The following is a 14050-nucleotide window of genomic DNA, read 5'->3' as shown; positions in this document are numbered from 1 at the left end:
GCTAGACGCCGTCGACGAGATCCGGTGGGTGCGGCGCCCCGTCAAGCGGTTTCGACCATCTGCGCATAGCCCGACTCGTACGTCGGGTGTTCGAGGCCACCGAGGAGAGAGCACAGCAGGGCACCGTCGTAGACGACTCCACGCGGTCCGGCCGGTCCGGAATCCGGCGGCACTTCGGTGTTCAGCCGTGCGGCGAGGAACCGCACGACGTCTCCGAGTGGAGCGGGGCCCTGGTCGACGGCATGCAGCACGCGAGGCGGGTCGTCCATCCGCAGCAGCAGGTCGAGAGCGCGCACGAGGTCGCTCTCGTGGATGCGGTTCGTGCGACGGGAATGATCCACGGCCGCGCCCTCACGCACCTTCCGCAGCAGGAATTCCCGCCCCGGCCCGTAGATGCCGGCCGGGCGCACGACGACGGCGTCGAAGAGCTCCACCGCGGCCCTCTCGCCGTCGACGAGTCCGCGCGATCGCGGTGTCGTCGGGGCCGGCTCGTCCTGCTCCGTGAGGCGATGCTCGGGATCGGCCCCTTCGAACACGCCCGTCGAGGACACGAAGACAGTGCGAGCGGGAGGTTCCGGCAAGGCACGCGCGAGGTGCCCCAGCGCAGTGCGGTAGAAGGTCTCGGTCTCGCCGGGCGGCAGCGTGACGAGCACGGCGTCCACCCGCTCGAGGGAGGTCGGCAACGGGTGCGCCAGGTCGGCGGTGATGCCCTCGACCCCGTCGGGAAGCGCCCCCTCGGTACGTCGGAGCGCGATCACCTCCTCACCGCGGGCGAGGAGCAGCGGTGCGAGTCGGGTGGCGAGCTTGCCGTAACCGACCAGGAGGGTGCGGCCGGAGGACGGATCGGGAGTGCTCACGGAGATCCGCTCAGCCGGCTGTCAGCACGGGCAGCGCGACGCCGTGCAGCGCATCGACCACGGGAGCGAGCTCAGGCTGCGACGCGGCTTCTTCCAGCACCTGCTCGAGCGCCGCGTCGTGGATGGGATGCGCGCGTTCGTAGAGCTCACGGCCGGCCGGGGTGAGCTCGGTGTAGATGCCGCGCCGGTCGTCGGCACAGAGGATGCGCGTGAGGAGGCCTCGATCCTCCAAGCGGTTCACCAGCCGCGTGGTGGCACTGGGACTCAGCGCTGCCGCACGGGCGAGCTGCTGCATGCGCATGTGCCACCCGTCCTGGCGATCGAGGGCATCGAGCACGGTGTACTCGACCACGGAGAGCTCGACGGTCTCGCCCAGGCGGCGCTCCAGAGCGGTCTCGATCAGTCCGTGCAGCGCGGCGAGCGTCCGCCACCCCTGCGCGCGCACCTCGACGGCGTCGTCACCGATTCCCATGGCCACCCTCCGTGATAGTTGCTTGCGCTGGATACTTGCGTGTGCAATCATTGTCCTTCGACACGCAATATGCCGCGTCTGCAAACATTCCCTCCAATCTACCAGGAGAACCGTCATGCCTCTAGGACTGATCGCCCTCGCCATCGGGGCGTTCGGCATCGGACTCACCGAGTTCGTCATCATGGGCCTGCTCCCCGACGTCGCCCGAGACTTCGGGGTCACCGAGTCCGCCGCCGGCTGGCTCATCTCCGGCTACGCGCTCGCCGTGGTCGTGGGCGCGCTCGTGCTCACCGCCGCCGCGACCCGGCTGCCCAGAAAGCCGGTGCTCCTCGGCCTGATCGTGCTCTTCATCATCGGCAACGTGCTCACCGCCCTCGCGGACGACTACAGCACGGCGATGGTCGGCCGGATCGTCGCCGCCCTCTGCCACGGCGCCTTCTTCGGCATCGGCTCGGTCGTCGCCGCGGGCCTCGTCGCCCCGGAGAAGAAGGCCGGTGCGATCGCGATCATGTTCACCGGCCTCACCGCCGCGAACGTCTTCGGCGTGCCGTTCGGCACCTTCCTCGGCCAGGAGCTGGGCTGGCGCTCGACCTTCTGGGCGATCTCAGGCATCGGCGTGCTGGCCTTCGTCGGCATCGCCCTGCTCGTGCCGCGCCTCCCCCGCCCGACGGAACAGGTCAGTCTCCGCAGCGAACTCGCCGCATTCCGCTCCGGGCAGGTCTGGTTCTCGCTCGTCGTCACGATCCTCGCGTTCGGCGGGATGTTCGGTGCCTTCACCTACATCGCCTACACGCTGACCGAGGTGAGCGGATTCGCGGCCTCCGCGGTGCCATGGCTGCTCGTGCTGTTCGGCGCGGGGCTCGTGCTCGGCAACTGGCTGGGCGGACGCCTCGCCGACCGCGCGATCGACCGCACGCTCCTGATCTTCATCGCCGCTCTCGTCGTCGTGCTCGCCGTGTTCTCCGTGACGGCGCAGTCGAGCGTCGCGACGGTCATCTCGCTATTCCTGATGGGAGGCTTCGGATTCGGCACCGTCCCCGGGCTGCAGAGCCGAGTCATGAAGTACGCCGGAGGCGCCCCGACACTCGCCTCCGGAGCCAACATCGGAGCGTTCAACGTCGGCAATGCGCTCGGCGCGTGGGCGGGCGGCATCGGCATCTCCGCAGGCCTCGGCTACACCTCGCCGATCTGGCTGGGCGCGATCCTCACCGCCGTCGCACTGATCGTGATGGTCGTCGCCGCCGCGCGTGCGCGGGGAGTCGAGGCGCGCGAGGCGACCCTCGGCTCGACGGCGTCCGTGCCCGTCGGCTGACCCGCGCCGGGTGCCGTCCACACGCAGAAGCGCCGCACCCCGGAGAGGGTGCGGCGCTTCGTGCGAGCAGCGGTGGGTTACTCCGCGGCGGCGATCTTCTTGGCGTCGTCGGTGTTGAGCACGCGGAACAGGAGGGCGGCGATCACGGCGCCGACGACCGGGGCGACGATGTAGAGCCACAGCGAGCTCCACGCGAAGTGACCGCTCACCGAGAGGCCGAGCGCGACGGCCGGGTTGAAGCCACCGCCCGAGATCGATCCGACGGTCGCCGCACCCACGAACACGGTCGCACCGATCGCGAGGCCGTAGAACGAGTTGCCGGCGGTGTCCTTCGACGTGGCGGTGTTGAGCACGACCCACACCAGGATCAGCGTGAAGAGGGCCTCGACCAGGAACGCCGGGCCGACCTCGATGACCATGGCCTTCTCGCCTGCCGGCCACACCGACATGCTGACGAGCGCGGCGACCGCGCCACCGACGAACTGGGCGATGAGGTAGCTGACGAAGTCGACCACGCTGAGTCCGCCGCGCAGGAACACACCGACCGAGACGGCCGGGTTGAGGTGAGCACCCGAGATGTGGCCGGTCGAGAACACGAGCACCATCAGGGTGAAGCCGATCGCGAGCGGGGTCAGCGGACTGTCGCTGTTCACTGCCGCGATGATCGCGAGGACGAAGAGGAAGGTCGCGATCGCTTCTGCGAGCGCCTTGCGTGCGGTACCGGTCATGAGAGAACCCTTTGTCTTGGGAGTTTCGAGAGAGTCGTGGGGGATGGAGAGCGAGGAGACCCGGCGCGACCGCGCATCCGGCCGGCCCGCCCCTCGTGCGGCACCGAGGATATCGCCGCATCGCCCGGGAACACGGGAGCCGCGCGGACTTTCTGTGAATCCGCTGAACGTGGGATGGAGCCCCGAGATCGCTCGCCCATGTCCGGCTTCGGCGCAGCTGTGTCAACCCCGTCGCCCACCGGCGCGCGGCCCCCTAGCGTGCTGACATGACCACCGAGACGGCGCCGCACGCCGAGACCCCGACCCGCCTGCGGAGAGCGATCACGGGTCCCCTCCTGTTCGCGTTCATCCTCGGCGACGTGCTGGGGGCGGGCATCTACGCGCTGATGGGCGTGCTCTCCGAGAAGGTCGGCGGGATGCTGTGGGCTCCGCTGCTGCTCGCGCTGCTGCTGGCGATGCTCACGGCGGGATCGTACGCCGAGCTCGTGACCAAGTACCCTCGGGCGGGAGGAGCGGCGGTCTTCGCGGAGCGCGCGTTCCACAGTCCGCTCGTGTCATTCCTCGTCGGGTTCAGCATGCTCGCGGCGGGCGTGACCAGCGCAGCCGGACTCGCCATCGCGTTCGCCGGCGACTACCTCGACACCTTCCTGGATCTGCCCACCATCCCGGTCGCGATCGCCTTCCTCGCACTCGTCGGCCTCCTCAACGCCCGCGGAATCCGCGAGTCGCTGGGCGCCAACCTCGTGATGACCGCGATCGAGCTCAGCGGCCTGGTGATCGTGATCGCCGTTGTGGCGGTCTTCTTCTTCGGCGGCGGCGGCGATGCCTCCCGCGTCGCCGAGGGCCCTGAGGGGACCGGCGTCGCGATCGCCGTGCTCTCCGGAGCGGTCATCGCCTACTACTCCTTCGTGGGGTTCGAGACCTCCGCCAACATGATCGAAGAGGTGAAGAACCCGCGCCGCACGTATCCCCGCGCCCTGTTCGGAGCCCTCATCACGGCCGGAGCCGTCTACATCCTGGTGGGTCTCGCGAGTTCGATCGCCCTGCCGCCCACCGAGCTGCAGGAGTCGAGCGGCCCGCTGCTGGCCGTGGTCGAGGCGACGGGAGCGGGCATCCCATCGTGGCTGTTCAGCCTGATCGCGCTCGTCGCCGTGGCCAACGGCGCGCTGCTCACGATGATCATGGTCAGCCGCCTCACCTACGGGATGGCGGAGCAGGGGCTGCTGCCCGCCACCCTCGGACGCGTGCTGCCGAAACGCAAGACCCCATGGGTCGCGATCCTCACCACCACCCTCGTCGCGATGGGTCTGACACTCGTCGGCGATCTGGCCACGCTCGCCGAGACCGTGGTGCTGCTGCTCCTCGTCGTCTTCCTCAGCGTCAACGTGTCCGTGCTGGTGCTGCGTCGCGACCGCGTCGAGAACGATCACTTCCGCGTCTGGACCTTCGTCCCCGTGCTCGGCATCGGCTCCTGCATCCTGCTGCTCACCCAGCAGCGACCAGCCGTCTGGCTCTTCGGAGCGATCCTGCTCGCGGTCGGCGGCGTGCTCTACGCCCTGGCGCGCTGGGGCAGAAAGCATGCGGACAGGAAGAACACCCCCTCCGGCGGAGAGCCCGCCGGCGACCAGAAGGAGAACCATGAGCACGCCTGAGCACACGTCGCACGACGAGATGACAAGCGCGGAGAAGCGCCACGATCAGCTGACCACCGCGCCCGACGCCACCGAGGCCGACGCCGCCCCGCGTATCGAGGTCACCGAGCACGACGGCAACACCCGCATCGACATCGCCCCCGAGGCGGCGGTGCGTCCTGGTCCGGGACCCGGCATGCCCGAGGCCGACCCGGAAGCCGACCCCGAGGACTGATTCCGCTGAGCGGGGTCACCGCAGCGTGGGAGCGCCCTCCGTGGGTGCGCCCGCCCGTTCCCGAGCGCTCCTGATCGTCGCGAACCCGCGGGCGGCGAGGATGCTCTCCGTCCGCCGCATGATGTCCTCCCCTGACACCGCCGCCAGAGCACCCGCCGCCGGAATCGACGACGTCGTGGTGGCGTCCGTGACGAACTCGATCTCGAACCCGAGGTCGGCGGCCACCCGAGTCGTCGTCTCGCAGCACTGCTCTGTGCGGATGCCGCACACCACGAGACGACGGATGCCGCCGCGGCGCAGCCTCTCCTCGAGGTCGGTCGAGCCGAAGGCGTTGACGGTGGTCTTCGTGACGGCCTGTTCCGACTCGAGAGGCGCAAGGACGTCGATCACCCGCACGAATCCGTTGGCCGGGTCGAACACGCCACCGGAGCCCGGCTCGGCGTGGGTGATCCAGACGACCTCGTCGCCGACCTGACGCGCATGCGCCACGAGGAGCGCGATGTTCTCGAGCACGGCGGGATTGGCGGTGCTCGCCCAGTCGTCTGCACGCTGCCGGAAAGACTCCTGCGCATCGATCACGAGCAGGGCGGTGTCGGAGTGAGCGTTCATCCGCTCATCGTCGCCGGTGGTGCGTCCCGCAGCAAGATGCGGAACAGCCGCCGAGCACACGAATCCGGACAGCTCCGGCCAGCGACGGCGCCTAGAGCCAGCCCTTGCGTTTGAAAGCGGCGTACAAGCCGAAGCCCAGCGCGATCATCATCGCGATCGCCATGGGGTACCCGAGCAGCCAGTGCAACTCGGGCATGTGATCGAAGTTCATGCCGTAGATCGTGCCGACGAGCGTCGGGGCGAACAGGATCGCCGCCCATCCCGAGATCTTCTTGACCTCGTCGTTCTGACGGATGCTCAGCTCCGTCATCCGCCGCATCTCCTCGTTCTGGCGACGAGCGACGATGGTCGACTCGACGGTGAGCGCGTTGTCGAGCACGGTGCGGAACGTGGTCGCACGGTCACTCACACGCAGGGTGTGATCCAGCACGTCGCGAAGGTAGCGGCGCAGCTCCTCGCCCACCTCGTACTTGTCGGACCCTCTCAGCAGTGCCTCCAGCATCCCCGCCAGCGGCTGTGTGGCGCGCTGGAAGTCGATGACCTCCCGGCCCAGGTCGTAGATGCGCTGCGTGGCGTCGGTGTCCTCCTCGAAGAGCTGACTCTCGATCTCGTCGATGTCGTTCTCGAGTCCGGCGAGGACGGGCGTGTACTCGTCGACGACCTCGTCGAGGATCGCGTACAGCACGGCCTCCGGACCGTGGGTGAGCAGGGCGGGGTCGGCTTCGAGGCGTCGCCGGACGCGCCCGAGGTCGGGCGCTTCCGCGTGCCGGATCGTCACGACGAAGTCCGGGCCGACGAGCACGTGGACTTCGCCGAACTCGACTTCCTCGACGTCGTCGAGATAGCGGGCAGGTCTCAGCACCATGAACAGCACGTCGCCATATCGCTCGAGCTTGGCGCGCTGATGCCCGGATAGCGCGTCCTCCACCACGAGCGCGTGGATGCCGAACTCGTCGGCGACCTCGCGGATCTCCTCTTCGCTCGGTCGGTAGAGGCCGATCCAGCCCATTCCGCCCCGCTCGCGCATGCGCTCGAAGGTCTCGCTGAGCGTCACCGGATTCTCGGTGCGGACGCCATCCACGTAGATCGCGTTGTCGATGATCGCCATGGTCGCGCCCTCCTGTGCCTGCTGCTCAGACCCGGATCACTCCGCGGCGGGAGGAGCCACACAGGGGATCGCGGCGTCCGTGATGGCCTGGTGATACTGCTCCGCCGTGAAGGGAAGACCGAACTCCGGTGCCGTCTGACCCGCGGCGGCCGGCGCCTTCGAGGCGATGGCGGCGAGCTCCCACGAGAGATGCTGGGCGAACTGGGCCCCTGCCGTCGAATCGTTGAGCACGACGGCAACGGTGAAACCGGTCGTCGGGTCGGAGTATGCGGCGGTGGCGTATCCGGGGGTCCACCCGTGCTGACCGATCATCGATCCGACGAGATAGGCACCACCGGTGGCCTGGTACCAGGACGCTGCGCCGTCGGCACCCGGGAGCGGGGCGCCGAAGCGGTTCGGCTTGTCCTTCTTGTCCCCGCGCAGCACCTGCGCCGCTTCGGCCTGCGCGTAGCGGCCGAGATCGGTGATCGTCGACACGACGCCCGAATCCGTGAAGCCCGTGCTGGACGACAGCGTGGTGATGTCGACGGGCGCGGCGCAGTCGTACCCACCCTCGACCGGATTGAGGTAGTGGCCGTTCAGTGCCGCGTCGGTTCCCGGCTTCGCAGGTGCCGGGCTCGGCAGCGAGGTCTCCGAGAGCCCGAGCGGCTCGGTGACGTACTCGGCGATCAGCTCGGAGGCGCTCATGCCCGAGGCGCGTTCGAGGGCCAGACCGAGCAGCAGGTAGCCGGCGTCCGAATCGCGGTAGGTGGTGTGCGGTGCGACGCGCTCACGCGCCAGACCGAAACCGGCCAACTCGAGCGGCGACCACACCCGATCCGGGGTGTTCAGCCAGGCCGACTTGACGGTTCCCTCGGACGATCCGGCCCCGCTCGTGCCGTTGCACAGATCGAGGAGGGTGATGCCCTCGTCCTTCATGTCGGCGACGCCAGACACATAGTCAGCCACGTTCGCGTCGAGTTCGACCACGTTGCGGTCGGCGAGGGCGTAGAGCACGTCGCAGGTCATCAGACGCGTCACGTCCGCGATCCGGAAGGACATGTCGGTCGACACCTTCGCACCGCCCTCGCGGGTTTGCGCGCCGCTCGCCGCCACCCAGCTGCCGCTCCACGGCGCCCAGACGCCGACGATGGCGGCGGTCGCACCGGACGAGACGAGCGCGTTGTCGACCGCCGCCTGCATCGCGGCGACGGTGTCGTCGGGAAGCGAGCCGTCCACCTGAGCGGGTGGCGTGTAGGAGAACGATTCCTCGGAAGAGCATCCGGTGAGGACGAGGGCGAGCACGGCCGCCGTCGCCGTTGCGGCGCGCCACCGGCGCGACGAGAGAAGCTGCATGGATAGGACCCCCGAAGACGTGTCTCCCGAGTCTAGAACGCCGATGCTGAAAGTCGGCCCCGCGACGGGGTCGGAGGTCGACATAGGGTGGTGATCGTGCCCCACACCTTCGAGCCCGACGTGATCGCCGCGGTCCTCCACCACATGAACAGCGACCACACCGACGACAACATGCTCATCGCGCGTGCTTTCGCCGACACCTCGGATGCGGACATCACCGACTCCGTCATGACCGGATTCGACGGCGAGGCCGGGACCTGGGACATCACCCGCGATGGTGCTGTGACCGAGTTGCGCGTGGCGTGGCCCGGCGGTCCGATCGCCGACCGCCCGTCCGTGCGCCGTGAAGTCGTGGCGCTCTACGACGCCGCGTGCGCACGCCTCGGCGTCGAGCCGCGTCCGCACGCCTGACGACTCCGCGCACCTGACGACTCCGACTTCCCATTGAGGTAAGGCAAGCCTTACACTTGCCTCATGCCCGAGATCCTCTCCTTCTCCGCCGCCCTGCGCGAGCGTTCGTCCGGATCGCACTCCCGCAGCGAGACCGCCGGCTTCATGTCCGACCTCCTGAAGGGCGAAGGGTCTCGCGAGGACTACATCTCGCTCGTCGCACAGCACTACTTCATCTACGAAGCGCTGGAAGGTGCAGGCGACCGCATGCGCCAGGACCCCGTGGCGTCCGTCTTCATCACCGACAAGCTCACCCGCCTCCCTGCCCTCGAGGCCGACCTCGAGTTCCTGCTCGGCGCCGAGTGGCGAGAGCGGATCGTGGCCCTGCCGACGACGCAGCGCTACGTCGACCGCATCAATCAGGTCGGTGCCACCTGGGCGGGCGGCTTCGTCGCGCATCACTACACCCGCTACCTCGGCGACCTGTCCGGCGGGATCTTCATCGGACGCGTGATGGCTCGCCGCTTCGGCTTCGAGACCAACGGCATCGGCTTCTACCTGTTCGACGACATCGCCGACCCCGGCGCGTTCAAGGACGTGTACCGCGAGCAGCTCGACGCCGCTCCCTGGGACGACGCCGAGCGCGAGCGCGTGATCGACGAGGTGCTGCTCGCCTACCGTTTCAACACCGAGCTGTTCGAAGACCTCGACCGCGCACGCGCCGCGGCCTGACTCGAGCTCAGCTCTTCGGCAGCTCGGGGGTCGACGCCGCGAGCCAGGCATCGCGCATGAACCGACGCACGTCTTCGTCCACGCGGATGTCGCGTGGACGAAGCGGCCGCGACAGGTAGAGCCCGTCGAGCGACGTCAGCCGGCTGAGGGCCACGTAGGTCTGTCCCGGCGCGAACGCTCCGGAGCCGAGGTCGATGATCGCGCGCTCATAGGTCTTGCCCTGCGACTTGTGGATCGTGACCGCCCACGCCAGCCGCAGGGGGAACTGCGTGAACTCGGCCACCACGTCGCGGGTGAGCTTCTTGGTGTTCTGGTCGTACGCGTAGCGGAACCGTTCCCACACGGCGGGCTCCACATCGACCTCCTCGCCGTCGATGTCGACCCGCACGGCGCTGCCGAGGATGCGCACCACCGTTCCGATCGTGCCGTTGACCCAGCGCGGCGGCTCTCCCGACATCGCGGTGTCGTTGCGCAGGAACATGACCTGCGCCCCGACCTTGAGCTTCAGCTCCGACTCGGCGGGGAGCGCGGCCTCGCCCCTGCCGAAGTCGCCGCTCACCTCGGCACGAGCCGTCTGCTCCTTGCCCGGGAGCGCGGCGAGGTGGCGGCTGTTGATGCTGTTCACGATGTCGTTGCGCGTGGCAAGGGTGATCATCGGCACCTCGCCCGGCTCCGGGTCGGGCGGCGTCCGCGCACCCTGGGTGTTGAGCACCCCGGCGATCTCGGCGGTGACCCGCCCGTAGCGGACGGCATTCAGCATCGCCTTGAAGCCGTCGTCGGACTGGCGATGGATCTGCACGAGCTCGCGCACGTGCAGCTCGGCGCGTGAGTCGACCGCGAACAGTCCGTCTTGATCGGACTCTCCGGTGCCACCGCCGCCACCCGCCCATACCTTCGCGTCGAAGAACCAGAACGAGCGGTAGTGGTCCTGCACGTAGCGGGCCTCATCGCCGCGGGGCGGCACGGGGGCGAGCTGGTACGGGTCGCCGAACATGACCACCTGAACGCCACCGAAGGGCTCACCCCTGCGGCCCCGTGCCTGACGCAACGAGCGGTCGATCGCGTCCATGAGATCCGCGTTGACCATGGAGATCTCGTCGATCACGAGCGTCTCGATCGCGTTCAGGATGCGGCGCGTCGCATCGTTCTGGTCGATGTCCGCGTCGCCGATCAGGCCGATCGGCAGCCGGAACAGCGAATGGATCGTCTGTCCCTCCACGTTGAGCGCTGCGACGCCCGTCGGCGCGCAGATGGCGATCTGCTTCTCCGTGTTCCAGGCGAAGTGCTGCAGGAGGGTCGACTTGCCCGTCCCGGCGCGCCCGGTGATGAAGACGTGTTCGCCGGTGTCCTCGATGAGCCGGAACAGCTCTTGCTGCTCCTCGGACAGGGCGGGAAGGGACACGGTTCTCACAGGGGCAGCGGACGGACAGGGCGCTCGTCCATGCTACGTCCCGGCGTCCGCACACGGCCCCCGACGCTCGGCGTCCCCCCAGGACGCCCTCCTAGACTGACGCCATGGACCGGGCACGTGCGAGCGCGCCCCGGCGCGCGCGCCTGGGGGTCGATCTGGCGATGCTCGCCGTCGTCGGCCTGGTGCTCGTCGCCGCACTCGGGGCGGGTGGCGTCACCCTCTACCAGCAGTTCTACGGACCGTCGGCGTTCGTGGTCCGCTACCTCGACCTGCTCTCCTCCGGCCGAGCCGCCGATGCGCTGCGTGTGCCGGGAGTCGCGGTCGACCGTGAGACCCTCGACGCGGCAGGCATCGATCCCGCCGCGTCCGAGGCGATGCTCCGCCACGCCGCGCTCGCCCCGCTGACCGATGTGAAGGTCACCTCCGAGGAGCCGGCGGAAACCGGCACGGCCGTCACCGTCAGCTATCAGGCGAGCGGCCATCCGGGAACCAGCACGTTCCTCGTCGAGCAGGACGGGTGGGCGGGCGTCACCCCGAACTGGCGCTTCACCACCAGCCCGCTGGCCGTGGTCGATCTGACGCTGCGTGGCGCCGACCAGTTCGCCGTGAACGGCTTCGCGGTCGACAGGCGTCAGGTCTCGATCGACGGCGTGGAGGCGGCGCCGCTCGACCCGCTGCCGCTGCTCGTGTTCACGCCCGGACTGTACGCGGTGACGGTGGACACCCCGATCGCGACCGCCTCCGGCCACGGGGTGCTCGCCGACACCCCGCTCGCCATCACGCCGCTCGATGTGCAGACCGAGCCCACCGAGGCGTTCATCGACGTGGTCCAGGAGCGCGTCGAGTCCTTCCTCGCCGAGTGCACGACGCAGGAGGTGCTCCAGCCGACGGCCTGCCCGTTCGGCCTGCGGGTCACGAATCGCCTCGCATCCGCCCCGAAGTGGTCGATCGCGACCCAGCCCCGCGTCACGGTCGCCCCCGACGGCGGCCAGTGGCAGATTCCGACGACCGACGCGGTCGCCCATGTCGATGTCGACATCAAATCGCTGTTCGACGGCAGGACCCAGCCGCTGTCCGAAGACGTGCCCTTCCAGCTCAACGGGACGATCACGATCCTGCAGGACGGCACGGCGTCGATCCGGGTCGGATCCCCCAGCGAGCCCCCGGTCGACTGACTCGACCTCGCTTCAGTCTCAGCGCGCCTCGCGGCTGTCGCGCTCGGCGAGGGCCGCCAGCTTGGCGTTGTACTCCTCGAGCTCCGCATCGCCGGTGCGGTCGGCATGCCGGTCGCGGCGCTTCTGCAGCTTCGTGTCGCTGCGGCTCCATTGGATCGCGACCGTGATCGCGAGGATCAGCGTGGGGATCTCGCCGATCGACCATGCGATGCCGCCCCCCACGTACTGGTCCGTCAGCGGGTCGGCGCCCCAGTCGCGTCCCATCGAGCCGAACCAGTCGGCGACCATGAGCCCCTCCTGCATCATGATCGCGATGCCGAAGAACGCGTGCATCGCCATCACGGCGATCAGGGTGATCAGACGGCCGGGGTAGGGCAGACGGTACGGCACGGGATCGGCGCCGATCAGGCTCATCACGAACAGGTAGCCCGAGATCAGGAAGTGGATGACCATCCACTCGTGACCGAGGTGCTCGTACATCGACCAGCGCACCAGGTCGGTGAAGTAGAAGGCCCACAGCGACACGATGAAGATCGCGGCGGCGACGAACGGATGCGTCACGACGCGGGCGAACGGAGAGTGCACGGCCCACATGATCCATTCGCGGCCGCCGCGCGTGCCGTCGTCGCGCTTGTGGATCGCGCGGAGCGCGAGGGTGATCGGAGCGCCGGAGACCATCAGCAGCGGGATGGCCATCGACAGCATCATGTGGCCCATCATGTGGATGCTGAACAGGTACTCCTGGTACGCGTTGAGCGGCCCGCTGGTCACCCAGATGAGCATCAGCATGCCGAGCACCCAGAACACGGTGCGGTGGATCGGCCAGCGGTCGCCGCGCAGACGCAGGCGGCGGACTCCGGCGAGGTACAGGAACAGGCCGAAGCCCGCAGCGACGAGCCAGAGCACATCGAAGTCCCAGGCGGTGAACCAGCGCTCCAGCGTCAGCTCCGGGGGCAGCGTCGATCCGGTGAGGATCTGAGCAGGGGTCTGGGCGAACGCCGCGACCTCACCGGTGGGCGGAGGCGTGCGCGCGAGGGCGGCTGCCGCACCCGATGCGAGACCCATCAGCGCGACCTCGCACAGCACCAGGAGCCAGAACCAGCCCGCCGCGCGCGCTCCGGCCAGCTTGGGGATGAGGCGAGCGCGATACCAGGCGCCCAGCAGACCCATGCCCCCGAGGAGAGCGATCTTGGCGAGCACGATCCAGCCGTAGGGAGTCGCCCACAGGGCCTCCCAGCTCCCGACCGCCACGATCGACCGAGTGACACCCGAGAACGCCACCACGGCGAAGGCGGCGATCGCCAGCGAGGAGTAGCGCCCGACGAGACGCGCGGTGTCGACATCCGCACGCCCGCGCAGCAGCACGAGCAGCAGGAGGCCGCCGAGCCAGACGGCGGCGCCGATCGTGTGCAGCAGGATCGAGTTGACCGCCATGTTGTGCCCGGCGAGGTCGCCGGCGTGACCCTGCGTCGCGAGCGGCAGGAACGATGTGGCGGCGAGCAGCGCAGTGATGAGCGTGGGCGTCCACGATCGCCAGGCGAAAGCCAGCACCGTGATGATGGCACCGAAGATGGTGGTGATGAGCCAGGACTGGCCCAGTGGGAGCTCCAGCAGGAAGCGGCCCAGCTGCGATCCGAATTCGCGCTCGATGCTGAGCTTCGGGTTGAAGGCTGCCATGAAGGCCAGGAACCCGGCGAGGCCCGCGGAGACCGTGAACACGGCGGCACCGACCGAGGCGATGTTCAGCGCCGCATCGAAGGACCGCTCCCCCGCTCGCAGACCGAAGAGTGCGAGCACGAGCGAGCCGAGCATGACCGCCCCGGAGACGTTCATGACGAGCTTGGCCACGGGCGTGCCCCAGAGGACGAAGGGGCCGGGGTCCTGCAGCAGGGGCGGCTTGGCCCCACCGCCCACGAGGAGAGCCAGCACCAGGGCGACGAGGGCGGCGACGAGGAGGATGGCGACGCCGAAGACGCGATACGCCGAAATCCGACTCGTCGACTCGCTGCGGGAACTCACCCCTCCAGCCTAGGCGCGCCCGGCGATGAGAAAGCA

14 protein-coding genes are annotated in these 14050 nt (G+C 69.0%); 6 read left to right on the top strand and 8 right to left on the bottom strand.

Annotated features, from left to right (window positions below; all coding sequences use genetic code 11):
- Window positions 1–41 precede the first annotated feature (41 nt).
- Both RN51_RS09785 and RN51_RS09780 read right to left on the bottom strand, forming a co-directional pair.
- Entirely contained in the window at window positions 42–857 is an 816-nt protein-coding gene (locus RN51_RS09785) for a sugar nucleotide-binding protein (RefSeq protein WP_045263859.1), read from the bottom strand.
- Window positions 858–867: 10 nt separating this feature from the next.
- Window positions 868–1329, bottom strand: a complete 462-nt coding sequence (locus tag RN51_RS09780) for a MarR family winged helix-turn-helix transcriptional regulator (protein WP_045263858.1) — start codon at window positions 1327–1329, stop codon at window positions 868–870.
- Between the two features lie 115 nt (window positions 1330–1444).
- Here RN51_RS09780 and RN51_RS09775 point away from each other — a divergent pair, with 115 nt between their 5' ends.
- Window positions 1445–2641 carry an MFS transporter gene (locus RN51_RS09775; RefSeq protein WP_045263857.1) on the top strand — a complete coding sequence of 399 codons (1197 nt, stop codon included), beginning with the start codon at window positions 1445–1447 and terminating at the stop codon, window positions 2639–2641.
- Between the two features lie 77 nt (window positions 2642–2718).
- Here the strand turns inward: RN51_RS09775 and RN51_RS09770 are convergent, their stop codons facing one another.
- Window positions 2719–3369 (bottom strand): MIP/aquaporin family protein, encoded by a 651-nt coding sequence (locus RN51_RS09770; protein ID WP_045263856.1) that lies wholly within the window; start codon window positions 3367–3369, stop codon window positions 2719–2721.
- A 266-nt stretch (window positions 3370–3635) separates the two neighbouring features.
- Here RN51_RS09770 and RN51_RS09765 point away from each other — a divergent pair, with 266 nt between their 5' ends.
- Complete coding sequence (locus RN51_RS09765) at window positions 3636–5021, top strand: APC family permease (protein WP_045263855.1); 1386 nt, start codon at window positions 3636–3638, stop codon at window positions 5019–5021.
- Window positions 5008–5235, top strand: coding sequence for a hypothetical protein (locus RN51_RS09760; RefSeq protein WP_045263854.1), 228 nt, complete (start codon window positions 5008–5010; stop codon window positions 5233–5235). Before RN51_RS09765 ends, RN51_RS09760 begins: the two co-directional genes overlap by 14 nt.
- Before the next feature lie 15 nt (window positions 5236–5250).
- On the opposite strand, the gene RN51_RS09755 is transcribed toward RN51_RS09760, so the two are convergent.
- The 3 genes from RN51_RS09755 to RN51_RS09745 form a co-directional block, all read right to left on the bottom strand.
- Complete coding sequence (locus RN51_RS09755; RefSeq protein WP_045263853.1) at window positions 5251–5844, bottom strand: isochorismatase family protein; 594 nt, start codon at window positions 5842–5844, stop codon at window positions 5251–5253.
- Between the two features lie 91 nt (window positions 5845–5935).
- Entirely contained in the window at window positions 5936–6952 is a 1017-nt protein-coding gene (corA, locus tag RN51_RS09750; protein WP_045263852.1) for a magnesium/cobalt transporter CorA, read from the bottom strand.
- 36 nt (window positions 6953–6988) lie between these two features.
- Window positions 6989–8287: a serine hydrolase domain-containing protein gene (locus RN51_RS09745; protein WP_045263851.1), complete on the bottom strand. Its 1299-nt coding sequence runs from the start codon at window positions 8285–8287 to the stop codon at window positions 6989–6991.
- Window positions 8288–8383: 96 nt separating this feature from the next.
- On the opposite strand from RN51_RS09745, the gene RN51_RS18695 reads away from it, so the two are divergent.
- Together RN51_RS18695 and RN51_RS09735 are read left to right on the top strand one after the other, a co-directional pair.
- The gene (locus tag RN51_RS18695; RefSeq protein WP_045264028.1) at window positions 8384–8698 is read left to right on the top strand and encodes a DUF2470 domain-containing protein; all 315 of its coding nucleotides are present in this window, start codon (window positions 8384–8386) and stop codon (window positions 8696–8698) included.
- A gap of 63 nt (window positions 8699–8761) precedes the next feature.
- On the top strand, window positions 8762–9409 hold the full coding sequence (locus RN51_RS09735; protein ID WP_045263850.1) for a heme oxygenase (biliverdin-producing): 648 nt from the start codon (window positions 8762–8764) through the stop codon (window positions 9407–9409).
- 7 nt (window positions 9410–9416) lie between these two features.
- Here RN51_RS09735 and RN51_RS09730 read toward each other — a convergent pair whose 3' ends face one another.
- The gene (locus RN51_RS09730) at window positions 9417–10811 is read right to left on the bottom strand and encodes an ATP-dependent DNA helicase (protein ID WP_045263849.1); all 1395 of its coding nucleotides are present in this window, start codon (window positions 10809–10811) and stop codon (window positions 9417–9419) included.
- Between the two features lie 113 nt (window positions 10812–10924).
- On the opposite strand from RN51_RS09730, the gene RN51_RS09725 reads away from it, so the two are divergent.
- Window positions 10925–11995 (top strand): hypothetical protein, encoded by a 1071-nt coding sequence (locus RN51_RS09725; protein ID WP_045263848.1) that lies wholly within the window; start codon window positions 10925–10927, stop codon window positions 11993–11995.
- Between the two features lie 18 nt (window positions 11996–12013).
- Here the strand turns inward: RN51_RS09725 and RN51_RS09720 are convergent, their stop codons facing one another.
- Window positions 12014–14014, bottom strand: a complete 2001-nt coding sequence (locus tag RN51_RS09720) for a cytochrome c oxidase assembly protein (RefSeq protein WP_082066542.1) — start codon at window positions 14012–14014, stop codon at window positions 12014–12016.
- Window positions 14015–14050 lie beyond the last annotated feature (36 nt).

Origin of the sequence: Microbacterium oxydans (assembly GCF_000956405.1) — a bacterium.
GTDB lineage: Bacteria > Actinomycetota > Actinomycetes > Actinomycetales > Microbacteriaceae > Microbacterium > Microbacterium oxydans_C.
Note: the sequence above shows the minus strand (reverse complement) of the source record. Positions and strands in the feature narration are given on the sequence as shown.

Excerpts from the sequence above, each read along its gene's own strand:
- RN51_RS09780 (WP_045263858.1), bottom strand. The coding sequence starts at position 1,329 with ATGGGAATCGGTGACGACGCCGTCGAGGTGCGCGCGCAGGGGTGGCGG.
- RN51_RS09775 (WP_045263857.1), top strand. The coding sequence starts at position 1,445 with ATGCCTCTAGGACTGATCGCCCTCGCCATCGGGGCGTTCGGCATCGGA.
- RN51_RS09770 (WP_045263856.1), bottom strand. The coding sequence starts at position 3,369 with ATGACCGGTACCGCACGCAAGGCGCTCGCAGAAGCGATCGCGACCTTC.
- RN51_RS09765 (WP_045263855.1), top strand. The coding sequence starts at position 3,636 with ATGACCACCGAGACGGCGCCGCACGCCGAGACCCCGACCCGCCTGCGG.
- RN51_RS09760 (WP_045263854.1), top strand. The coding sequence starts at position 5,008 with ATGAGCACGCCTGAGCACACGTCGCACGACGAGATGACAAGCGCGGAG.
- RN51_RS09755 (WP_045263853.1), bottom strand. The coding sequence starts at position 5,844 with ATGAACGCTCACTCCGACACCGCCCTGCTCGTGATCGATGCGCAGGAG.
- corA (WP_045263852.1), bottom strand. The coding sequence starts at position 6,952 with ATGGCGATCATCGACAACGCGATCTACGTGGATGGCGTCCGCACCGAG.
- RN51_RS09745 (WP_045263851.1), bottom strand. The coding sequence starts at position 8,287 with ATGCAGCTTCTCTCGTCGCGCCGGTGGCGCGCCGCAACGGCGACGGCG.
- RN51_RS09735 (WP_045263850.1), top strand. The coding sequence starts at position 8,762 with ATGCCCGAGATCCTCTCCTTCTCCGCCGCCCTGCGCGAGCGTTCGTCC.
- RN51_RS09725 (WP_045263848.1), top strand. The coding sequence starts at position 10,925 with ATGGACCGGGCACGTGCGAGCGCGCCCCGGCGCGCGCGCCTGGGGGTC.